The organism is Roseofilum sp. Guam (assembly GCF_017746735.1).
Classification (GTDB): Bacteria; Cyanobacteriota; Cyanobacteriia; order Cyanobacteriales; family Desertifilaceae; genus Roseofilum; species Roseofilum reptotaenium.
Window position 1 is genome coordinate 95,794 of the sequence record NZ_JAGHZN010000005.1, and the last position, 22,575, is coordinate 118,368.

The following is a 22,575-nucleotide window of genomic DNA, read 5'->3' on the forward strand; positions in this document are numbered from 1 at the left end:
TAGAACCTCTTCATTATCTACTAAAGCCTGGATTCAGCCATCGCAAAATTTCGGCTTTTAACCGAGTAATATCTTTGTAAATAAACTCCTGTTTGACCCATTGTCCCATGGCATCTAAAGGACTAAATTCCCGTCCGGCTTGCCAATTAATATCTTGTCCCGTGGGCGTTAAATGATTACCGGTAAGTCTTTGTAAGGTCACCATATTGGCAAATCTAGCTCGTAAAATTTCAATTAATCGGGAACTTTGATCGATATTATCGTTCTGAAAGCGAATTAACAGATTGCGGCGGATCTGATAGTCTTTCTGGATCAAAACTTCCGTTTGTTCTGGAGAGGGGGTGAATTCCAATTGGAACATGGTGGCCAGATTGAGTTCTTGACCCAGGGGAATGGATTGATTCACGGGATAATTATTGTAGGCAATGAAAATATTTCCGGCACGATTAATTTTGGGCAAACTGCCGATGATCAGGTGCAGTTTACAGCCCATACTATGGCCTAAACCGTAAAGGGGTAAATAGCGCCGCCGTAGTTTTCCTAAACGCTCTAATTGAGTTAAGGTCTGATTGAATTGCTCTAGAACCGATCGCGCAATCTGATAATGATCGAAGGTATTGATAAAGGGCGTGGTGACGATAATATAGCCTTGAGCAGCGATCGCCTCCAACAACCAGCGATAGGCCACATGGGGCGCTGCACCTATAAATGCCCCCCCCAAAAAATGAACGATCGCGATCGGTCTTGGGGGCACTAATACCCAATTTTCATCAATCTCTAACCAGTCCATGATTTTATTTTTTACTTATAGATTAACAGGGCAGATTCGGGTTGGGAACATCTAGAACCTGACATTCTCAGCAGTGACCTGGGATGAGATCACCTTAAGAGCCAAAGGCAAGGTGTTAAGCTAGATGGGGCGTTCTCTGAATGCCCAGAACTCATAGGTTTTAGGGTCGGCATCAGGTACCATTAACTCTAATTTAAACGACGCAAGGAAGATTACCGATGACACAACGCAAGCGATCGCTGATTACAGGAATTACCGGTCAAGATGGTTCTTATTTGAGTGAATTCTTACTCGAGAAGGGGTATGAGGTTCACGGAATCATTCGCCGCAGTTCCACCTTCAACACCGATCGCATCGACCATATTTACATCGATCCCCATGAAGAACGAGCTAGATTTTTCCTGCACTACGGCGATCTTACTGACGGGACAACCCTCCGCCGGATCTTAGAAGAAATTCAACCCCATGAGGTCTACAACTTGGGCGCTCAATCCCACGTGCGCGTCAGTTTCGACTCCCCCGAATATACCGTTGATACTGTCGCCATGGGAACCCTACGGCTCTTAGAAGCCATTCGAGACTACCAACAGCGTACCGGTAATCAGGTCAGATTCTATCAAGCCGGATCGTCCGAGATGTTTGGGAAAGTCCAAGAAGTACCTCAAAAAGAAACCACCCCCTTCTATCCCAGAAGTCCTTACTCCTGCGCTAAAGTCTATGCCCATTGGCAAACCATTAACTACCGGGAATCCTACAAATTATTTGCCTGTAATGGCATCCTGTTTAACCATGAATCCCCTCGTCGAGGTGAAACCTTTGTAACGCGTAAAATCACCCGTGCAGTGGCTCGGATTAAAGCTGGACTGCAAAAGAAACTCTATTTAGGAAACTTGGATGCCAAACGGGATTGGGGATATGCCAAAGACTATGTACGTGCTATGTGGCTCATGCTTCAGCAAGATGAACCGGATGATTATGTCGTCGCCACCAATGAAACCCACTCCATTCGCCAATTTCTTGATATTGCCTTTACCCATGTGGGTTTAAGCTGGCAAGATTATGTGGAGTTTGACGAGCGCTATTTACGTCCTGCGGAAGTGGATTTACTCATTGGTGACCCTAGTAAAGCTAAAGACAAGCTGGGTTGGGAACCCTCCGTTACCTTCGAGGAGCTAGTAAAATTGATGGTGGACTCTGATCGAGAAGTGCTGGAAAAAGCCAAACAGTTGGGCAATGGATTTGACTAAGGCAGATTGAGGAAAAAAGATGACCACCATAGAATTGCAAGATAAGCGGATTTTGGTCACGGGAGGCGCGGGTTTTCTCGGTCGTCAGGTGATTGAGCAGCTTGAGGGGGCAGGAGCAAACCGAAATCATATTACCGTTGTGCGATCGCGCGAATACGATCTTCGGCAAATGGCTGCCTGCGAGCAAGTTGTCCAAAATCAAGATATCATCATCCACCTGGCTGCCCATGTGGGAGGAATCGGTCTCAACCGGGAGAAACCGGCAGAACTGTTTTACGATAACTTGATGATGGGAACCCAGCTTATCCATGCGGCTTACCAAGCGGGTATCGAAAAATTTGTCTGTGTTGGAACCATTTGCGCCTATCCGAAATTTACCCCCGTTCCTTTCAAAGAAGAAGACCTCTGGAACGGCTACCCGGAAGAAACCAATGCTCCCTATGGCATTGCCAAAAAAGCGCTCCTGGTTCAGCTCCAATCCTATCGGCAACAATATGGGTTGAATGGCATTTTCCTCTTGCCAGTAAACTTATATGGGCCAGAAGATAACTTCGATCCGAGTAGTTCCCATGTGATTCCCGCCTTAATTCGCAAAGTCTACGAAGCTCAACAGCGGGGAGATACAACCCTTCCTGCTTGGGGAGATGGATCGCCGAGTCGTGAGTTTCTCTATTCCACCGATGCCGCACGGGGCATCGTGATGGCCACTCAGAAGTACAATGACTCTGAACCCGTGAACTTAGGAACTGGTTACGAAATTACCATCCGCGATCTAGTTGAACTCATTTGTGAGTTAATGGAATTTAAGGGCGAAATTGTCTGGCAAACGGATAAACCCAATGGTCAACCCCGCCGATGCTTAGATACCCAACGGGCAAAAGACTGGTTTGGGTTTACAGCGAATATGGAGTTTCGCGAAGGGCTGAAACGAACCATTGACTGGTATCGCACTCATGGAGAGGCGGCATAGTGTCGTGACCACCTAAAATGGTGCTTTAGAAAAAGATGGGGGAAAGGGGGAAAAGGGGGCATACAGAAAGCCCACTATCCCCCCATCCCCTATCGTTTTGATGTTTAGGAATAATACGAATGAATCCTTTCTTAAAAAATATAGTTACTTTGACCGCTCTGGCAGCCGTTGTTGATGGTTCTGCCAATGCTGAAGAAAAGGAATTGATTGTCGATCGCCTGGCCCATAAACTAGAAGTGTCTCCCGATCTGGTTTATGAGGAGCTGGATCGGGCGATCTCTAAGGTGCAAGAAGCAGCTAATAACCCCACTATGGCACTCCAGTTAGCCTATAAAGCCTTACGCACGCTCCCCTTCCATCAACAAACATTTGCCTTTGATGTGGCCAAAGAAGTCATTGATGTCAATGGCATAGAACCCGATGAAAGCACGTTTATTTGGGCCTTATTTCGGTTAGTTTTCCCCGAATCATCAGGAGAAGCATAGACGGATTATGAAGGATAAACTTCTTGCAGAAGGTGAGGGAATAGGGAATAGAGATACAGTGCTTTGCTTGCGTTATGGAGTACAAGACCGAATCCCCAAAGCCATATACCACAATCCTATTCCCTAGCACAAAGCGCTATAAGAATACAGGATTACTCTATTCCTCTTCATGTTCTACCCACTTATGCAAGAAGTCTAATGAATAAATGGTTAATGATTAATTGTTAATAGATTGAATGGATAAACGCCAACTTCGTAAACAGCTCCTCATTGCTCGCGAGTCCCTATCTTTAGAAGACTGGAAAACGAAAAGCGATCGCCTCTGCCAAACCCTGAAACAGGCTCCCCTATTTCAGCACGCTCAAACCATTCTCGCCTATTGGAGTCATCGCCGAGAACCGGATCTGAGTACTTTGTGGGGCGAGCGGGAAGTTTGGGGATTACCTCGAACCGTGGGTAAATCCCTCTCCTGGCATGCCTGGAAGCCTTCAGAACCCCTACAAGCGGGAAAATATGGCATTTTTGAACCTCATCCGGATTCCCCCGTGCTACAGCCCCAGGATGTGGATTTGATTTTGGTTCCCGCCGTGGGCTGCGATCGCCAGGGATATCGTTTAGGCTATGGGGGTGGATACTATGACCGGTTACTGAGTTCAGAGGATTGGCAGTCTATTCCCACGATGGGTATTCTCTTTGATTTTGCTTGGGTTGAGCAACTGCCAGCAGATGATTGGGATATCCCCTTAAAAGGGGTTTGTAGCGATCGGCAATTTTGGCAAAAAACCGATTCTTGAATCCTCACCGGACGCTGTTGCCAAATTTTTCCCTCTTTGATATCGAGATCAATGAGCTTCAATGAGATAATAGATTCCACAGATAAAAACTTCAACGGTAACCATGACCCAGATTTACACCATTAAAATTCATAATCGCCACACTGACCAATACCACACTCTGCAAGTCCCCGATGACCGCTATATTCTCCACAATTGCGAAACTCAAGGGGTAGATTTACCGTTTTCCTGTCGCAATGGTGCTTGTACGACCTGCGCGGTGCGTATCCTCTCTGGAGAAATCTATCAACCGGAAGCTATGGGACTCTCTCCTGACTTACAAAAACAAGGTTATGCTCTCTTGTGTGTCAGTTATGCCAGATCCGATTTAGAAGTGGAAACTCAGGATGAAGATGAAGTATATGAACTGCAATTTGGGCGCTATTTTGGCAAAGGAAAAATAGAAATCGGCTTACCTCTAGAAGATGATTAAACTCTAAAAAAGATTATTTCTGGCATTCAATTAATCGCATGGGGGGATGATCTAAGAAATCCTGCCAATACTCTTGACCCCATTTTTCAATTCCCTCAGGCGAAACCATGGGTTTATACCAGTTTACTCGCTTAAATCCGACTTCTTGGAATGCCCATTCATAAGTTTCTTGACTCAAATAACAGTCATCAATTACAACCGGCTCTCCATTCACTTCAAAAGCCAAGCTAGGAATGGGCATTCCTTCTTCAAAATCACCAAGATCCTTGTTCCTGTAATAGCCGTATTTTTCCAGGCACTCATAGGATTCTGGAGATAAGCCAAGATTATTGTTGAGCGCCACAAACTGGCCCCCTGGTTTTAAGTTGTCATAGATAGTTTGGCACATTTGGCGCAGGTGCTCTTTGGTTTGTGCGTGGTTAATGGAAAAAGCTGCAGCAACTACATCAAAAGCATCTATTTTGCCCAGTTCGCACATATCGCTAAGGATATATTCTATTCCCAGGGGTTCTTTGGCTTCTTCTGCCCTAGCCAACTCGAGCATTTGGGTGGATATATCGACTCCAACGACTCGTGAGGCACCTTTTTTTTAAGGTTGCGGCTGTGTATCCCGTCTCCACAACCAAGATCGAGAATGGATTTGCCGGATAGATCTCCTAATTGGCTCAAATAAGTATAGGTCTCAACATAATAATAGATGTCGTAGATTAGGTTTTCGCGAAATTGCTTGTATTGTGTTGCTATGGGATCATAAACTTCCATATTTTAGTTTGATGGTGTCGATTGAAACTCAATTAGTCTATTATAGATCAATTAGTCCATGAAGATTAAAAAACGGATTATACTAGCGTGCAGTGTTATTTATTTCTGGGGCTGTCAATCTTCTCCTCTGGAGGGAGAAATGGTGAGTGTGGTGAGAATTATCAGTGGAAATACCCTAGAAGTAATCGGCGATCGTTCCACTTCTGAAACCATAAGACTGATTGGTATTAGTGCCCCATCCGCAGAACAGAAACCTTGGGGAATAGATGCGAAGGAATATCTAAAAGATCGTCTTGAAAAACAAGCTGTAGTCCTAGAAAGGGATCGAGAAATTGAAGATAAATATGGGCGGACCTTGGGCTATATTTGGCAGGATGGAGAGTTGATTAACGAAGAATTGGTCAAAGAAGGGTATGCTTTAGCTCAGGAATGGTTTCCCAATACCCAATATAGTCAACGTCTCCAGTATGCCGAACAAAGAGCAAGAACTCTGGAGCTTGGTATTTGGAATCGAGAAAACCCGATGCGGTTGACTCCCAGTGAATTCCGTTATCAACAGTAGGAGCGAAAAAAATCGCCCCACCCATTATCCATTACTCATTGATCCATGACCGACAATTTACAAACCTACTTAGAGATTGCCACAGAAGCCGCTTTAGCTGGTGGTGCGGTGGTGATGTCTTACCAAGGAAAATTAACAGATATCCGGGAAAAAGGCCGGCCGGGAGATATTGTCACGGAAGCAGATAAGGCTTCGGAAGCGGTGATTTTAGAGATATTGCAGCGTCATTTTCCCGACCATAGTATTTTAGCGGAAGAGTCGGGAAAGTTGGGCGATCGCCAAAGTCGATATCTCTGGGCGATCGATCCCCTTGATGGGACAACCAACTACTCCCATGGCTATCCCAATTTCTCCGTTTCCATAGGCTTATTAATCGATGGAGTGCCCCAAGTGGGGGTCGTCTTCGATCCATCCCGTCAAGAACTCTTTCGCGCCGCACAAGGCTTAGGAGCGACCCTAAACCGCCAGGCGATCGCCGTTTCCACAACTCCAACCCTAGCGGATAGCCTCCTCGTTACCGGTTTCGCCTACGATCGCCGAGAAACCGACGATAATAACTATGCCCAATTCTGCCATTTTACCCATCTTACCCAAGGAGTCCGCCGGGGAGGTTCCGCCGCTATTGACCTGGCCTACGTTGCCTGTGGACGTTTAGATGGCTACTGGGAAAGGGGGTTGTCCCCCTGGGATATCACCGCGGGTACGGTTCTGGTCAAAGAAGCGGGAGGGAAAGTGAGCGCCTATGATGGCAGCAGATTCGATATAACAACCGGTCGGATTTTAGCCACCAATGGGCATCTTCATGACCCCATGATTCAGGTCCTCTCGCAAATTTCCCCTTTCCCCCCTCAATGGAGGGAATTTATAACAATTAGCTAAGAGTACACTAAAATGATAAATCATCCCTTGGCACAGTCAAACAGCGAGTATGTCTTTTAACATTAATCAAGGTCTGTTTCAACTTGACTTCACCGACTTTCACGCCATCCTAGGAGTTCCCATCCAGGCAGACAGTCGGCAAATTCGCAAGCGCTATATGCGCATTGCAAAAAACCTCCATCCAGACAGTAGTTCCACGGGAACCCCAGAAGAAAAACAACAAGCTAGCCAAATCCTCTCCAAACTGGTGAACCCAGCCTATGAAAAACTTTCCCAGGAGAAAGAATACAAAGAATATATGGTAATGTTGCGCCTCAAAGGCCAACAAGCGACTCAGCAAAACAGGAGTGAAACCTTACAAAGTGAGGCAGCAAAAAAACTTGCCCAAGCGAAGGATGTGGAAGTTGAGTATAAAAAAGCAATGGAAGATTTGGCCACTCAACAATACCAATCCTTAGATGACTTCGGTAAAATTACTGGGGAAATTAGCGAACTGAATATGGTTTACCTGATGCAGGTAGGGAGTTCAGGCGCAAAAGCAGCAAGTAAACCGAAAGCGGCGGCGCCTCCCCCTCCTAAACCTGGAAACCCTCCACCGGCTCCTCCCCCGAAAGAGGAGAAAAAATCGCCGATTGATGGCTATTATGGACGAGCCAAGGAACTGACAGAAAAAGGCAACTTCCCGAAAGCAATTCTAGAATTGCGGGATGCTCTGAAGTTAGAACCAACCAATAGTGATTGCCATAGCTTAATGGGTCTGATTTACCTCAAACAAGGGCAGAAAACCATGGCTAAAGTCCATATCAACAAAGCTCTCGAAGGCGATCCCAAACATGCGGAAGCTCTAGAATCCCAGAAAAAACTAGAAGCGTTGATGAAAAAACGCACGGATGCGAGCAAAACCGATCAAAAAGCCAGTCAAGGGATTAAGATATTCGGGATTACGATTGGTGGTGGAAAGAAAAAGTAATGGTTTATCAGTCTGCTCCAGGGGCTAGGGATTTACTTCCCCTGGACGTTGCCCAAAAAAACTGGATTGAAGACCGTCTGTATCAAGTGTTTCATCAGTGGGGTTACCATCGGATTATTACCTCAACGTTGGAGAGATTGGATACATTGATGGCAGGAGGCGCGATTAATCGCTCTACTGTGATTCAACTTCAGCAGGGTCAAGAAGAGTTAGGTTTGAGGCCGGAAGTGACGGCCTCCATTGCCCGGACTGCGGCAACTCGTAAATATTTTAACCGGGTGACTAATCCCAAGCGATTTTATTATAGTGCTAATGTTTTCGTGCGATCGCCGAAAGGAGACTATGGTCAGCAGCAGGAATTCTATCAAGCCGGAGTAGAATTGTTGGGTGCTGGTGGAGTAGCGGCTGATGCTGAGATCTTATTATTACTGGCGGATTGCCTACAAGCCCTAGAATTCAGTTTAGATCAATGGGTTTGGGTGATTGGAGAAGCCGGATTAACCCAGTCTCTGTTATCCTCATTCCCAGCAGAATATCAAAAACCGATCCGAGAGGCGATCTCCAGTCTAGATTATATTGCCTTACAACAGCTCAATCTCCCTGAAGACTTACAGCAACGGGCACAACTACTTTTCAACCTTCGAGGAGAACCCTCCCAAGTCTTCCAGAAATTAACCGCCCTCGATCTGACTCCAGAAGAACAGAGTAAATTAGAAAACTTAAAAACCTTAATCGACCTGCTACAAGAGAGTCGCCCCAATCAACCCCCTTTACCGATTATTGTGGATTTGAGTTTAATTCGCACCTTTGATTATTACAGTGGCATTGTCTTTGAAGTGGCCAGTCGCCAGGGTACAGAGGTAAAAATCCTCGGTCAAGGGGGACGCTACGATCAATTGGTAGCTGTGTATCATCCTCAACATGAAAGCTTGCCCGGTATTGGCTTTTGTCTGAATATCGAAGCCTTGCAACAAGTGCTTCAAGGGGGCGATCGCTTGCCGACCGAAATTCCCGCCAGCGACTGCCTCGTGGTTCCCTTAACTCATCGAGCGTTGGGCGCTGCATTCACCTATGCCGAAACCTTGCGCTCTCAAACGCCCAGTATTCGAGTCCAGGTAAACTTACTAGAATGGGAAACTCAAGAAGCGGTTAAAAACTATGCCAAAGAGCGGCGGATTCACCAAATTGCTTGGATAGATGCCCAAGGTAACCCCCAGATTGAATCGATTTCCTAGAGTAGGGGTGAAAAATCTTTCGCCCCTACCATACCTTCGCCTTTTTGCCGTGGGTTAGCTTTCACTGGGCTGAACAAGGGGCAACCCGTCCCTTGCCTTCTAAAGATTGGCGAAGGTATTGCCCGACTCACCCTATTGATGAACCTTACCCGATCGACAGAAACACCATGCCTCATACCATTGTTACTAATATTTGTGAAGGAGTCGCCGACTGTGTAGAAGCGTGTCCCGTGGCTTGCATTCACCCCGGCCCGGGTAAAAATACGAAAGGAACGGATTGGTTTTGGATTGACTTCGATACTTGTATTGACTGTGGAATTTGTTTAGAAGTTTGCCCAGTAGAAGGGGCAATTCTGGATGAAGAAAAGCCAGAATTGCAAAAAACGCCCTCTCTCTGATGAGGAGATGGGGGAATTATCCATTGCCTACTGCCTGTTGCCTATTGCCCATTGCCTATTGCCTACTGCCCATTGCCTATTGCCTCATATGACTCTTGCCCAATTTTGTCAAAATTTAGGAGATCCGAAAGTCTATTATTCCCAAGTGGCGACGGCTACGGGTGGGGTGGTGGCTAGTATTTTGGCTTGGCATATTCTACAACGACAGGGCGATCGCTCTGACAACTGGATCAGAATCAATGGTCAAGACCTCACAGCTCAAACGGGCTTAACTGAGGCAGAACAGCAACTAGCTCGCCAACAGTTAGCCCAAAAAGGATTACTCGAAGAGCGGCTTGTACCGGGTAGAGGGGATGTAGTCGATATGCGCCTCAATCTGAAACAGCTAGAAATGGCTCTTCAGCCTGGAGAAACGCGTGCTTCTTCACCTCCTGCTGACCCTTATTTTCCGGCAAAACGCCAGCCGATCGCAGTTAGTGTCACTCCCCATTACCAATTTACCGGCCCTTGGACTTCTCAAGAACAATTTGAAGCCTTTCAGTCCCAACTTCTGGAGTATGCCAAACAAAAAGGCTTAGACAATCCATCGGGATGGATGTTTAAGATTGTCGATGGACTCACCAAAGGCATGATTTCACCCTTTTGGGAGGAGTTTATCAGCGATCGCCCCTTGGGGTCGAGTCAGCAAGTCAAACGGGATTGGGAAATTGAACCGGGAGTGCCTTATCCTGCCTTTGAAGAAGAACGGATTCAATATTATGTCCAGAAGAGAGAACCCCTAGAAGTCGCTGTTTCCAAAGCACGAGCTGACTTAAGAAAACCCGTATTGGCTCAAGATTTATGGGCAGGATTTCTGCGAAAGTGCGATCGCCTCGCCGATCGAGCGCTGAAAGCCAAACAACAAGGCTTAAGCACGCCCTATCTACCTCCTTCGTTTACTCAACGACCCGAAATTACCAAAGAACAGGTGATGGAGAAATTATTACAAGTTTCTGCCCCGAGCGCCTTACCTGAATCTGAACCTTCTGGCGATCAAGACAGTTCCCCCTCCCTAGAGCAATTGCAAAAAGCCTATCAAAGTCCCCTGGGACGCAGTTGGGTCAAACAGCAACTCCAGCAACATCCCGAATGGGGATATGAGATTATTGATAATCAAGTGCAACCCTCGTTGCCCTTTTAGGGGAGATGGGTCGATTCCCTATTCCCTATTCCCCATTCCCTATGGAACTATGAAACCGTTACATCAAATCGATTCCCTACTTCCAGGCAGACCCAAAATCGCCCCTGAGCAGCGTCAAAACCAGGCTCAGGAGCGTCGGGAGCTGGAAAAACAAGAAGGATATCAAAAGTTGCTCGACTTGTGCGCGATCGCCGAACCAGAAGCCGCTCAACAACTGGCAGCCGCTAATCCCCATTGGGGATATAAGATTATCAACGGTTGGGTGCATAACCAGACTGAGGACATAGAATAGTCGCTTCAGGAGAATCCAGTGTGTTTTACAATAGAGAAAACCTGAATTTAAGTTGACTTTTCTCAGATACTCCCTTCAAGAGAGATAAAATTACTCTTGGATAACTGTGGCGATCGCTGGCTCCATAATCTAGCCTTCATTCGTACAACCGCTCCTGAATGTTGTTCTCGTCTTCTTCCGTGTCTAGATCATATCCATCTGCCAATGAACAAATGGATCAGATTCAATTATCTTTGCCTCTCGGAAATATCTTACTGGTCGATCGCCAATCCCAAGGATTTGAGGATTTAGCTCACCGATTCAGTCAAGAAGGATATACGCTGCGCCATATTCCTAATCCTCTGATGGCGCTAATGATTGCCCGATCCACTCAGCCGGATTTGATTATTCTTAAAGTGAGCGAGATTCAATCGGAAGATCGCGATCTGTGTTTAAAACTGAAAGAAAATATCAAAACCTGTGAAATTCCGGTCGTTTTAATTGCCGATCATCGGCTAGAGGTTCAATCAGAAACCTTGATTGCTATGGGGGTTTTTGATTGTATTTTTAGTGGCTATAATGAACCCGAAACGATTATTCGATTGAAAACCCAGCTTAAAATCCAGAGCTTAAGTAAAAAGATTAAACAGCAACAAGCGTGTTTGCAGCAAGAAATCCGCGATCGCCAAGCGGCCCAAGCCCAAGTCGAACAACTCAACCTGGAACTAGAACGACGGGTGCAAGAGCGGACCGCACGACTAGAGGAAGCCAATCAAGAACTGAAAAAAGAAATTATTGAACGTCACAAAGTTCAGAAACGCCTCCATCATCAAGCCTATTATAGTAACTTGACGGGATTGCCCAATCGGACGTTATTCTTAGAGCGATTAGAAGATGCCGTCAGCCGGCAAAACCATCAACCTGATTATCGATTTGCTGTCTTGTTTATTGATGGCGATCGCTTCAAAGTCATCAATGACTCTTTAGGTCACGCGATCGGGGATCAATTGATTGTTGCCATGGCTCGCCGCTTGGAAAGCTTAACCCGTCTAATCGATACGTTAGCCCATTTAGGGGGAGATGAATTTGCAATCTTACTCGAAGAAATTCGCAACTTAGAAGAAGTTACCGATATTGCCCAACAAATTCATCAAGAATTCTTGGCTGCCTTGCATGTAGATCAACACACAGTCTACCTTAATATCAGTACTGGGATTACCTTCTATATTGGAGAAGAACGCCCTCCTCAAGAAATTCTCCGAGATGCAGAAACGGCGATGTACCGGGCAAAAGTTTTAAAGCAAGGAAGCTATCAGATTTTTGACTCAGCCATGCACGCCAATGCTGTATCTTTGCTGCGGCTAGAAATGGATTTACGGCAAGCCCTAAAATGCCATGAGTTTTACCTGCAATATCAGCCGATTGTTTCCTTGAAAACGGGTAGAATAACCGGTTTTGAAGCCCTCGTGCGCTGGCAACATCCAGAGCAAGGATTTAGACCTCCCAATGAATTTATTCCAGCGGCTGAAGAAACCGGGTTAATTGTCCCCATAGGCCGTTGGATCTTAAAAGAAGCCTGTCAACAACTGAGAATTTGGCAAGAGCGTTATCTCCAGTATTTTCCCATCACAATTAGCATTAACCTTTCTACCAAGCAATTCTTACAGGCAGACTTGGTTGAGCAACTCGATAAGATATTGCAAGGGGTGGAAATTGATGGCAACTTAATCAAGCTGGAAATTACGGAAAGTGTGATTATGGAAAATGATAAATCAGAAGGGTTGATTGAACAGTTTCAAGACCGCCAAATTCGCGTATGCTTAGATGATTTTGGCACGGGTTATTCTTCTCTGAGCTATCTTCAGCGCTTAAAAGTAGATACCTTGAAAATTGACCGCTCGTTTATTCGAGATTTGGATCAAAATGAAGATAATTTGAAAATTGTCGAAGCGATTATTACCCTAGCTCATCAATTGGGTATGGATGTGACGGCTGAAGGGGTGGAAACCATAGAGCAAATCAAACAATTACAAGTTCTAGGGTGTGAAATGGCTCAAGGGTACTTTTTTGCCAAACCCTTGGATCATGAGCGCGCTGCACAGCTTATTGTTAACCCTCCCCAATGGTTGCAGGAGGAGTAATGGTGAATATTGCCTATCGTCTTCAAGAACAGTGTAGTCAGTCGGGGAATTGTCCGGCCATTATTGCCCAGAAACAGTCGATTTCTTTTTCTGAATTGGATATCGCTTCAAGTCGTGCGGCGGCTTATTTGCAAGAGTTGGGGTTAAAAGCAGGGGAGCGGCTTCTGGTATTTTTGCCCATGTCTATCGATCTCTACATTGCCCTACTTGCGCTCTTCAAACTGGGCATTATTGCTATGTTTCTCGATCCTAGCGCCGGTCAAACTCATCTGGAACAATGTTGTCAGATAGCCCCTCCTCAAGGACTGCTGGCAACGCCAAAAGCTAGCTTGCTGCTGTTAAAATCTCCTGCTCTACGGCAGATCCCTCTGAAACTGGTTCCCCATATTTTTCTTCCGGGGCTTAAAAATTGGCAGCGTTGGCGGAGTTATCCTCCTTCACCAACTGTGCATCCAGCGACGGCTGAAACGGCTGCCTTGTTAACGTTTACCAGTGGTAGCACGGGGAAACCGAAAGCGGCTTTGCGTACCCATGGTTTTCTGCTCACCCAGCATCAAGTGTTAGCGCATCATCTGCATCATCAACCCGGAGCGATCGATTTGACGACACTGCCGATCTTTATTTTGGCGAATCTGGCTTCTGGAGTCACGAGTCTTATTCCTGCGGGGGACTTGAGAAAACCAGGATTTGTTAATCCTGCTCCCATTTTGCGGCAAATTCAAACTCATCAACCCACAAGTACGGTTGCTTCTCCGGCATTTCTAGAGCGTCTGGTGAGTTATTGCGAACAGCAGGAGATTGGGTTGGAAAGCTTCCAGCGTATTTTTACAGGGGGCGCTCCGGTTTTTCCTCAATTGTGCGATCGCCTGCAAAAATGCGCCAAAAGTGCCCAAATTATCCCCATGTATGGCTCCACGGAAGCCGAACCCATCGCCCATACTTCGACTTCGCTCAGTAACCATACTTCTTCTCCTTGCTCCCTAGGAGGACTATACGCAGGTCATCCTATACCAGAAATCAACCTAAAAATTATCCCCGACTCCTGGGGAAAACCCATTGCGCCCCTGACTCCTGAAGCCTTTGCTGACTATACGTTACCGCCCCTGACTCCGGGAGAAATTGTGGTCAGTGGAGATCATGTTTTACCCGGTTATGTCAACGGAGAGGGGGATTTAGAAACCAAATTTCGTGTTGGTGATACTCCTTGGCATCGTACTGGAGATGCGGGGTATCTCGACGCTGAGGGGAATTTATGGCTGCTCGGCCGCACCCGTGCCAAGATTGAGGACGATAAAGGGATACTCTATCCTTTAAGTGTAGAGGCGATCGCCCATCAATTTCCGGCGATCGAACGCGCCGCCCTAGTTAAGTATCACAACCAACGCTGGCTAATTTTAGAATTAAATCCCCTACATCCGGCTGATGAACATCAATTCTCCCAGCTCAAATCAGCCCTAGAATTCGCCCAAATCGACGAAATGAAAATTGTGCCCAAAATCCCCATTGATGCCCGTCACAACGCCAAAATCAACTATCCGGCCTTGGAAAAAATCCTAGCTAAACTCTAGGCAAGCCTGAATGAGCACAAACTGTTAACCCATGATTTAGAATCGCTATAGTTAAATCAATTGTCGTTCCATAGCTCCTTACTTCTATGACAAACGTTCAAATTCCCTGGACATCAGCCGATTTAGAACTGTTGCCCAATAACAATAACCGCTATGAAATTATCATTGTACATAACCCACGCCCCCATTGGAAACATCAAAAAACTATAGGTAAAATTTGCACAGTCCTAGAAAACTGGATAGCAACAACAGGAACAGGTGAATAATATTCAATCCAGGGCTAATCTTTACTGAGACCGATAATGTTATCCCCGATCTAGTTTGGATGACGAATGAGAGGTTAAACCACTCTGTTGATTAATCGGGTCATTTTATCGCGGCTCCAGAGTTAGTGGTTGAAGTGTTATCGGAAAGTAAAGCTGATGTTCGTCGGGATAAAGAAAGCAAGTTTAAATTGTATTCTAATCAGGGCGTTCGGGAATATTGGATTGTGGACTGGCAATTAAAGACGGTAGAGGTTTATCGACGGGAACGAGCGAAGTTGGAATTAGTGATGATCTTATTAGAGGAAGATGAGATAACGTCTCCTTTGCTTCCGGATTTTTCTTGCAACGTCAATGCCTTTTTTACCTAAGCGATCGCAATTCAAGTCAACTAGATGACAGCCAATCGACTGCCCAACCCTGAAAGTGCCATTATTGAAGATGCAAAACTGGCTAGCTATTGTCTTAATCCTAATCATGTAGATGGAAACCCTAAAATATTCCTCGTTTAGTGACTTGCTATATTCTGTAATGGAGCATAGACATAGCTGTTTAGAGCGATCGATTCTTGTCTGGATTAACACAAACATTTGAAGAGTGCGATCGCTTGACCATCCCCATCTGCTATTTGCTCGATGGAGATGCTACAATAAAGAATCATTGTCGTACAGTATTATTCCTACGAAAAGAGTATGACTCACTTAAATCTAACTCTGCCAGAGTCTATCAATAACTTTGTTTGCCAGCAATCTACAAAAGAAGGTTACTCAAACGCCAATGACTATATCTTGAGCTTAATTACTCAAGCACAGAAACAAGCGGAACAACGGTATTTAGAGCAACTCTTACTGGAAGGATTGAATAGCGGTACACCCATTGAAGTTACGGACGAATGGTGGGAGAAGAAAAGAAATCAGTTAGTCGATAAAATCAATAATTTGTCCTAGTTACATGATATGGCTTCAAAGATTGCGATCGCCTGTAGGGGCGGGTTCGCCAACGATTTACAATACCAACCCATAACCTCTGTAAACCCGCCCTAACCCCACCAAACAGCGATCGGGCGGGTTTACAACATTGATTTTTGAGTGGCGTAAATATGGGTGAACCCGCCCCTACAAGAACTAAAATATTGTATTATTCATTGTTCATTGATTCGTACTCAATCCATTGATAAGAAATTGTTATTTTCCTGTGAATCCCTTATCTGTTAAAGCCTAGAGAGAAGAAAGTGCAGTATCACATCCATAAACACTCTCCTTTGCAATACTATCACACCTCCTCCATGGTGAGGGAGATAACCCCCTAGAGAGTTTGTATTAAAACTATATTCGGAAGGATAGGATAAGTAAGAACCATGCTTGTACCAACCGACGCGCTTGGCTAACTTCTTGTAAGTATCATAATCATACTCTCCTAATTTACCTCCCAAGTCAAGCCAGATTTCTTTTTGTACGCTAAAGCCAAACTGTCCATGGCTATACTTGAGCCACAATTGATTGATCGCCTGTAGGGGTTCACGAGGAAAGTTTCTGTAGAGATCGTAAAAATCTTCTTCCTCTTCTAACACCATAACTTGATAAAAAATAAACGTGGTTTCTTCATTTGCTTCATACCACCGTTCTTGTTGTAATAGATTTTCTAGTCTCTCACAAAGAGCCTCTCTAGAAAGCTCATTGATAGCCTTTCTCAATTCCCGCTCCAAGCCACGATCTGCTTGATAGCTTGACAGAAAATAACGCATTTGCTCGAACCCTTCTCGAAATCGTTCTGGATTCCCTTTATCGGCAAACTTTAAGCGAAATATCTGTTGCCATTGCTCTTGATTTTGATTGCCTATATTTGCCCACAATTGAGTTAACGCAGTCCAAGCTTTTTGGTATAGAGGATAAAGTTTATCTGTGTCTTCTGATAGCCGGACTGCTGAAAAAATCTGGGATAAGTTCTGTGAAACTCGATACTCGCGCTGGTCTTCTTCCAGGTGATAGCTAATTTCAATTAATCCCAAAGCCATCGCTCGCCTAATTTGGTCTCGCTCCTCTTCTCTACTGGACAATTGTCCCTCGCAAACTGCTTCTAAAGCCGCCATTGGTACGTGAATGCGATACACCAAACAGGTACTGAGAATTTTGGCTAGAGGTTTGTCAATGAGCGGATTTAACGCTTCCCAGATTACTTTATATTTCCACTGCTCCGGATGGGTTTCCCATTGAGCCAACAGTTCCTCGGCATTTTCTTGGGCGAGAACTTCATCGTTGATTTTTTTCAATAAACGAGGATTGCCACTGGCCAGGGTTAGGGCGCGGGGAATTAACTCCCGGTTCTCCTCTGAGTTAAAATGGGGCAAGCGCTGCAAGATTTTCAACAGGTCGGCATGATGAAAACTTTCTAAGGGCTGGATAAAAAATCCCTCTAAAAGATCTGATTGAAACTGATAGCGACAGGTAATAATCATCCGATGTCCGGCATTAGTCCTCTGCATAGCCCAGACTAATGCTCTTAAAACTCTGGCGGTCTCTGGCTTGAGTCTATACTGTCCGGAAATGAGTTCCAAGTTCTGCTCAAAATCATCCAACACCAATAAAAATGGCTGAGAGTCAGATGCAGCAAATAGATTTCGCAGTCGATATTTGAGTTCTTCTTGTCCCTGGAGCAGTTGGCGTTCTGTTGCATCCTCTAGCTCATCGCTCAATTTACTGACAATACTTTGTTCGTTGATGGGTTGTTCTTTCCAAGTCCAAACTATGGGTTCCTTAAACCAAGGTAATAGGCGCTGGCATAATCGAGCGGCAATAGCACTTTTCCCCCAACCTCCCATTCCGGTTAAGAGAACTCCTACCTTATCCTCATCCATTTTCAGACTGCGTAAACAATTTTGTAACTGGCGGCGACGGCCGACAAACTCTTTGGGGCCGAGGGGAGATTCTTGCTCTCGCGTGGGAATAAAATTTTTAGTGTTACTTGGGGGTGCTGGTTGTCGCCGTCGTTTTCGATTCTTGGGTTTGGTCACCAAAGCACCAGGCAAACAGGCAGCATACAGCCGCAATAGATGCCATTGGTGATAGCCACCTTGACCCGATACGGAATCCCAAATAAGAAGATTAAACATACCTTCGCGCCCTAACAGGCCCTGATAGGTGAGTCCCAAGGCCTGCACCAGGGTTTGGCCAGCCGATAATTCTCGATACAAGGTGGCCGCAACGGCGGAAGCTTCCTTATCTTGAATTCGGTCTCCCCAACCCAAAACGGCTGGCGCTCCCTCAAGGACTAATTCTTCCGCCATTGAGAGTACAGTTTGGTTTGCTGAAGACCTCGAATATCCCGTTTGACACCCGGATAAAAAGACTAACTTGGGATAATTCAGTTGTAAGGTTTTGGCAATATCTGCCGTACTGCTTTTCTGACAATATCCGTATTCATCTTCGGTGAGAAAATACGGTTTCTTACCGTTAGTGGTTGCATGACCGGTTAAATGAACCACATCAAATGGGTCTTCTTCGGCATTAAAAATCTCTTGAAACTCCTCCAGACATCCGCTTTCTTCAACAGTTAAGCACAGGTCTTTGGTAATTCCTTTGGTTGCCATTAAGATCTGGCCTTCTTCTGCCTCAAAATCCAGCACGGGTTTCACATCTTGGGGAGAACAAGCCATAAATACCATATTTAAAAAACGGGGTTTTGCTTCTTCCTTCACGATCAATCGCTCGCCATCTAATCCTTCTGTTACCCAGCGAACGGGAACAATAGGCGGCTTGTACTGCACCAAAAATTTCGTGCCATCGTGCAAAATCTCCCAAGGAAGATTGGCGAGTTTCCCTGATGTGGAAATCGCCAGAACAATTTGCTCGCCTCGATGCTTTGTCCGGGATTCATTTAGCGCAGATTGCAATAGTCGGTCGTTTCCATCAAGCCAGTTAAACAGTTCTTCTCCGGTTTCTGGATAGGATAGGGGAATTAATGTGTAATAATCTGTCTCGCTTATTTGGAGTAATTCCTCAATCTCGCTCAGAGCTAGAAACCGTGGCTCAAATTGGTTGGGATTATCCCAGAAAAACTGAAACCTAGCCTGGTCTTTCCCTACAGGGGTCAATTGAATGTGTAGAATCCGAACCATGGGAAAATTAACAATTAACAATTAATAATCAACAATTTTTATTTACTCCAAGAGTTCTTTAATCTGCTCGATTGTAGCATCTTTGAGCAGTAAACGCCGCCCGTCATCGGTGACAATCATCACTTTCTCCAGCTTGCGTCCTGAGTCTTTCTTCTGGGATTTCTGATACCATTCGTAAAGTTGATTGGCGATCGCCATTGTACCTCCCACAATACCCACAATAGTGGCGATCGTCGTTAATACCTCGGCTCTCTGGGGTTCATCCAGGGTTTCATAACTCCCCTCAATTCCGGTAATCCTCAGTAGCTCTTCGGTTGCGGCTTCTGCGTCTTGACCAACAATTTCAATCTTCATGGGTTAACTCCGACTCATCTCTCTAGTTAAGTATTTTCTCTCCATTTTAGAAGCGATAGAAGAAGCTAGGAACATTTACCACTGAAGCGTTCAGATTCCCCGATCAGAATTAAAAATCTTGCGCTAAAATCAAGCGACTGCGATCGACAACCGCCCAACTCAACAGCCATGATGACTTCAGAATATCAACATCCCGTTTTACCGAAAGCAACCCATGATGAAAGGGCGCGTCAAGAATTTGTCATGAGCTTCAAAGGCTATTTGCAGCAAAAGGTCTTCCCTAGTATTAAAACCTTATACGAGCAAGAAATAGAGCCAGAATTAACCGCCCAGGATAACCCAAATCCGCAACCCTGGGAAATTCGCCGCTTCATGAAAAACCAACCACGCTACCAGTGGATGGGTGCCTTAAAACGGCTGAATCAGGAAATGCTGTGGCAGTCGGTGAGTATGAGCGTTGAGCGACAACTGCCAGAATTGATTGAGCGGTCTAAACCCAAACATCCCTCCTTGGGTTCTTTGACCCTAGACCCCAACTTTACCATGCCTTCCCATCAAACCCAGGTGGATATTCACTGTATGCCTGGGGGATATCATACGGAAGACCAAGACGATGATGTCACCGCAGGCGCAATTTATGACCATGGGGTTTATCTGTATGGGTTAGGATGGCTGGGTTCTCTGAATGATGACTTAGGACAGAGCCTCATTCATCACTATCTGAAATCAGAATATCCCCAGTTTCAACCCCAGAACATTCTCGATTTAGGTTGTTCGGTTGGTCACAGTACCCTCCCCTATGTAGAAGCTTATCCAGAAGCAGAAGTACATGGGGTAGATCTGAGCGCTCCCTTGTTGCGGTATGGTCATGGTCGAGCAGAAGCCTTAAACCGCAAGGTTCATTTCCATCAACAGAATGCGGAGTCCATGACGTTTGCAGATGGCTCCTTTGATTTAATTGTCAGTCACATTTTATTCCACGAAATCCCGGTTTCGGCCATTCGGCGGGTGTTGAAAGAGTGCGATCGCCTCCTGCGTCCCGGTGGTATGATGGTTCACCTAGAATCTCCTCCCTATAGCTATGTCACCCCCTATCAAGCCTTTTTCTTTGATTGGGAAACAGCGAATAATAATGAACCCTATTGGAGCGCGATGAAAATGCAAGACCTGGCAGCATTGACTACTGAAGCTGGGTTTGAACCGGACCGCATTACCCAACAGTTTATCCCCAGTTGGTTGAGAACTCAACAATTAACGGTCAATAAAGGAGCATTAGCCAGCCGAGGGACTTGGTTTATCTTAGCAGCAACTAAAGATAAAGGTGAATAAAAAATCTCAAGTTTAGTGTTTAAAGAATGAATGAGGACGCTAAAGCTATTCTAGAAAAAAAAAGAAGAACACAACAAACATTTATTTTTGAACTCAGAGAAATTGATGGCGAGGTGCGAAGATGTTGTAAAGTCGATTATCTTGCTTTTCTACAGTTCAATTCGAGAGCGGAAAATGCTGTTGTGCAAGTCAAGCAGCTTATTGCAGAATATCAAGACTATGAAATATTGGATAATTTAATCATTATTTTTGAGGACTATAATTGGCGACCTCATTTAGTCGCTTGTGTAATTCTTCTACTGCTGGATGATGTTGAACTCTATTTAGAGTTACTGTGGTCTCGAATCAAACACGGCAGTTGGGTTGCACCGCAACTTGTTGCCACAGCCCTATTAATCGATCGCGACTTCACTGCAAAAGCCGAGCGCTTGTTAGAAGATAGTGGAACTTCTAATAGATCTGTGTGTGCAATAGCGGCAATCTTCGAGCAACTATATCCCCACAAGGAATTACCACCAATCGAATTAAAATTTATCAGCGATGAACAAACTCTTTTAAGTAAGAAAATTACTATACGTTGGTTGTCTAGAGTCTGTTCTATCATGGAGATCGGCAATCCTTTGATTAAAGATTAAAGTGATTTTATGACTCTTACCACCTATAAATGGATGTTCTTTGTAGAGATTCAATGAGTTTTAAGGATTCTTTTTGTTCGCATTCGTCATCCAACTCAGACCAAGAGGCAAACATCTCTTGTAATCTTTGCTGTTTGAGCTGTTTGTCTTGACGATCTCCACTATTAAGACGAACCATCGCATCATTCCAATTCTGCACGGGATTGGTTTGAACAGTCTGTTGACGAAGGCAACGAACCAGTTCTAGCAAACCGGGGATATCTTCTTCTGGAATTTGCTCAATTTCTTGAAGTAGAGCGAGTTTTTGATTGTTGGACATCTTTGATGGGTTATTCATAGTTTTGGAGGATAGTGGAGATCGCACTCTAGCTTCACTATATCTGATTAGCCCATTCTCGAACTGGACTGCGATCGCTCTGCTGTATCGAGGGACTAGCCAGCGCACGATCGAGCTAAAATTGAATTACCATGGCTTCAGACAGACGGGTGAGAATGTCAACAAGGAGAGAAAACCATGACAGCATTCATTTTAAACAATCCAGAAAGTGCCTCGATTACCGAGGAACAATTTTATCAACTTTGTGTTGCCAACCGCGACTTAAGATTAGAACGAACGGCTAGAGGAGACCTAATTATTATGCCACCGACAGGGGGAGAAACGGGAAACCGGAATTTTAAGATCGCTCAACAATTAGCCAATTGGACGGATACAGACGGAACCGGAATAGGGTTTGATTCTTCCACTTGTTTTAAGCTTCCTCAAGGGGCGGATTATTCCCCCGATGCGTCTTGGATACCCTTAGCCAAATGGGAAGCCTTAACCGCAGAGCAGAAAAAGAAGTTCCCGCCCTTGTGTCCCGATTTTGTCATCGAGCTGCGATCGCCTAGCGATTCCTTGACACTCCTACAAAATAAAATGCTCGAATATATAGATAATGGCACTCGGTTAGGTTGGCTGATCGACCCGAAAAACCGTCAAGTTGAAGTTTATCGTCAGGGACAAGAAAAACAAACGTTAGACAATCCAACCACCTTATCCGGAGAAGATGTTTTACCCGGTTTCAGTTTAAATCTTTCCTCGATCTGGTAAATTCTTATTGCAGGAAGATTATGACCAAAATGTGAATGAGTAGAATAGGGTTCGCAGACAACGGGT

The 22,575-nt window shown here is 45.2% G+C and carries 23 protein-coding genes and 1 pseudogene; 19 read left to right on the forward strand and 5 right to left on the reverse strand.

The features are described 5' to 3' along the window. Positions 1–13: 13 nt before the first annotated feature. A complete protein-coding gene (locus J7529_RS02750; protein WP_318727732.1) occupies positions 14–790 on the reverse strand; it encodes a DUF1350 family protein in 777 nt (258 codons plus the stop codon). Positions 791–1,008: 218 nt separating this feature from the next. Here J7529_RS02750 and gmd point away from each other — a divergent pair, with 218 nt between their 5' ends. The 5 genes from gmd to J7529_RS02775 all read left to right on the forward strand — a co-directional run bounded on the left by gmd (position 1,009) and on the right by J7529_RS02775 (position 4,758). Beyond that, positions 1,009–2,037 (forward strand): GDP-mannose 4,6-dehydratase, encoded by a 1,029-nt coding sequence (gmd, locus tag J7529_RS02755; RefSeq protein ID WP_318727733.1) that lies wholly within the window; start codon positions 1,009–1,011, stop codon positions 2,035–2,037. Positions 2,038–2,056: 19 nt separating this feature from the next. Next, complete coding sequence (locus tag J7529_RS02760) at positions 2,057–3,007, forward strand: GDP-L-fucose synthase (RefSeq protein ID WP_318727734.1); 951 nt, start codon at positions 2,057–2,059, stop codon at positions 3,005–3,007. 119 nt (positions 3,008–3,126) lie between these two features. Then, the gene (locus J7529_RS02765) at positions 3,127–3,492 is read left to right on the forward strand and encodes a hypothetical protein (RefSeq protein WP_271941191.1); all 366 of its coding nucleotides are present in this window, start codon (positions 3,127–3,129) and stop codon (positions 3,490–3,492) included. A gap of 236 nt (positions 3,493–3,728) precedes the next feature. Then, positions 3,729–4,286, forward strand: coding sequence for a 5-formyltetrahydrofolate cyclo-ligase (locus J7529_RS02770; protein WP_318727735.1), 558 nt, complete (start codon positions 3,729–3,731; stop codon positions 4,284–4,286). A gap of 103 nt (positions 4,287–4,389) precedes the next feature. Then, the gene (locus J7529_RS02775) at positions 4,390–4,758 is read left to right on the forward strand and encodes a 2Fe-2S iron-sulfur cluster-binding protein (RefSeq protein WP_318727736.1); all 369 of its coding nucleotides are present in this window, start codon (positions 4,390–4,392) and stop codon (positions 4,756–4,758) included. A gap of 13 nt (positions 4,759–4,771) precedes the next feature. Here J7529_RS02775 and J7529_RS02780 read toward each other — a convergent pair whose 3' ends face one another. Then, a complete protein-coding gene (locus J7529_RS02780) occupies positions 4,772–5,302 on the reverse strand; it encodes a class I SAM-dependent methyltransferase (RefSeq protein ID WP_413038797.1) in 531 nt (176 codons plus the stop codon). 276 nt (positions 5,303–5,578) lie between these two features. Here J7529_RS02780 and J7529_RS02785 point away from each other — a divergent pair, with 276 nt between their 5' ends. The 11 genes and pseudogenes from J7529_RS02785 to J7529_RS02840 all read left to right on the forward strand — a co-directional run bounded on the left by J7529_RS02785 (position 5,579) and on the right by J7529_RS02840 (position 15,934). Next, complete coding sequence (locus J7529_RS02785; RefSeq protein WP_318727737.1) at positions 5,579–6,082, forward strand: thermonuclease family protein; 504 nt, start codon at positions 5,579–5,581, stop codon at positions 6,080–6,082. A 45-nt stretch (positions 6,083–6,127) separates the two neighbouring features. Continuing rightward, complete coding sequence (locus J7529_RS02790) at positions 6,128–6,961, forward strand: inositol monophosphatase family protein (RefSeq protein ID WP_318727738.1); 834 nt, start codon at positions 6,128–6,130, stop codon at positions 6,959–6,961. A gap of 49 nt (positions 6,962–7,010) precedes the next feature. Next, a complete protein-coding gene (locus J7529_RS02795; protein WP_318727739.1) occupies positions 7,011–7,931 on the forward strand; it encodes a J domain-containing protein in 921 nt (306 codons plus the stop codon). Beyond that, positions 7,931–9,166 (forward strand): ATP phosphoribosyltransferase regulatory subunit, encoded by a 1,236-nt coding sequence (locus tag J7529_RS02800; RefSeq protein ID WP_318727740.1) that lies wholly within the window; start codon positions 7,931–7,933, stop codon positions 9,164–9,166. The genes J7529_RS02795 and J7529_RS02800 overlap by 1 nt, the downstream gene beginning before the upstream one ends. A gap of 167 nt (positions 9,167–9,333) precedes the next feature. Then, a complete protein-coding gene (locus J7529_RS02805; RefSeq protein ID WP_271941213.1) occupies positions 9,334–9,564 on the forward strand; it encodes an indolepyruvate ferredoxin oxidoreductase subunit alpha in 231 nt (76 codons plus the stop codon). Beyond that, entirely contained in the window at positions 9,524–10,744 is a 1,221-nt protein-coding gene (locus J7529_RS02810) for a hypothetical protein (RefSeq protein ID WP_318727741.1), read from the forward strand. The genes J7529_RS02805 and J7529_RS02810 overlap by 41 nt, the downstream gene beginning before the upstream one ends. Positions 10,745–10,793: 49 nt before the next feature. Then, positions 10,794–11,036, forward strand: coding sequence for a hypothetical protein (locus J7529_RS02815; protein WP_318727742.1), 243 nt, complete (start codon positions 10,794–10,796; stop codon positions 11,034–11,036). Between the two features lie 212 nt (positions 11,037–11,248). Then, positions 11,249–13,156 (forward strand): EAL domain-containing protein, encoded by a 1,908-nt coding sequence (locus J7529_RS02820; RefSeq protein ID WP_318727743.1) that lies wholly within the window; start codon positions 11,249–11,251, stop codon positions 13,154–13,156. After that, the gene (locus tag J7529_RS02825) at positions 13,138–14,724 is read left to right on the forward strand and encodes an AMP-binding protein (RefSeq protein WP_318727744.1); all 1,587 of its coding nucleotides are present in this window, start codon (positions 13,138–13,140) and stop codon (positions 14,722–14,724) included. Before J7529_RS02820 ends, J7529_RS02825 begins: the two co-directional genes overlap by 19 nt. An 86-nt stretch (positions 14,725–14,810) precedes the next feature. Further along, a pseudogene (locus J7529_RS24615) lies at positions 14,811–15,358 on the forward strand (Uma2 family endonuclease). Between the two features lie 321 nt (positions 15,359–15,679). Then, positions 15,680–15,934, forward strand: coding sequence for a hypothetical protein (locus tag J7529_RS02840; RefSeq protein WP_318727746.1), 255 nt, complete (start codon positions 15,680–15,682; stop codon positions 15,932–15,934). A gap of 263 nt (positions 15,935–16,197) precedes the next feature. Here the strand turns inward: J7529_RS02840 and J7529_RS02845 are convergent, their stop codons facing one another. Both J7529_RS02845 and J7529_RS02850 read right to left on the reverse strand, forming a co-directional pair. Further along, entirely contained in the window at positions 16,198–19,101 is a 2,904-nt protein-coding gene (locus J7529_RS02845; protein ID WP_318727747.1) for a GUN4 domain-containing protein, read from the reverse strand. 42 nt (positions 19,102–19,143) lie between these two features. Next, positions 19,144–19,455: a hypothetical protein gene (locus J7529_RS02850; RefSeq protein ID WP_318727748.1), complete on the reverse strand. Its 312-nt coding sequence runs from the start codon at positions 19,453–19,455 to the stop codon at positions 19,144–19,146. A gap of 168 nt (positions 19,456–19,623) precedes the next feature. Between J7529_RS02850 and J7529_RS02855 the strand changes: the two genes are divergently transcribed. Then, on the forward strand, positions 19,624–20,784 hold the full coding sequence (locus J7529_RS02855; RefSeq protein WP_318727749.1) for a class I SAM-dependent methyltransferase: 1,161 nt from the start codon (positions 19,624–19,626) through the stop codon (positions 20,782–20,784). 26 nt (positions 20,785–20,810) lie between these two features. Then, positions 20,811–21,419, forward strand: a complete 609-nt coding sequence (locus J7529_RS02860; RefSeq protein ID WP_318727750.1) for a hypothetical protein — start codon at positions 20,811–20,813, stop codon at positions 21,417–21,419. A gap of 16 nt (positions 21,420–21,435) precedes the next feature. Here J7529_RS02860 and J7529_RS02865 read toward each other — a convergent pair whose 3' ends face one another. After that, complete coding sequence (locus J7529_RS02865) at positions 21,436–21,738, reverse strand: hypothetical protein (RefSeq protein ID WP_271941247.1); 303 nt, start codon at positions 21,736–21,738, stop codon at positions 21,436–21,438. 195 nt (positions 21,739–21,933) lie between these two features. Here J7529_RS02865 and J7529_RS02870 point away from each other — a divergent pair, with 195 nt between their 5' ends. Then, complete coding sequence (locus J7529_RS02870; protein WP_318727751.1) at positions 21,934–22,509, forward strand: Uma2 family endonuclease; 576 nt, start codon at positions 21,934–21,936, stop codon at positions 22,507–22,509. Positions 22,510–22,575 lie beyond the last annotated feature (66 nt).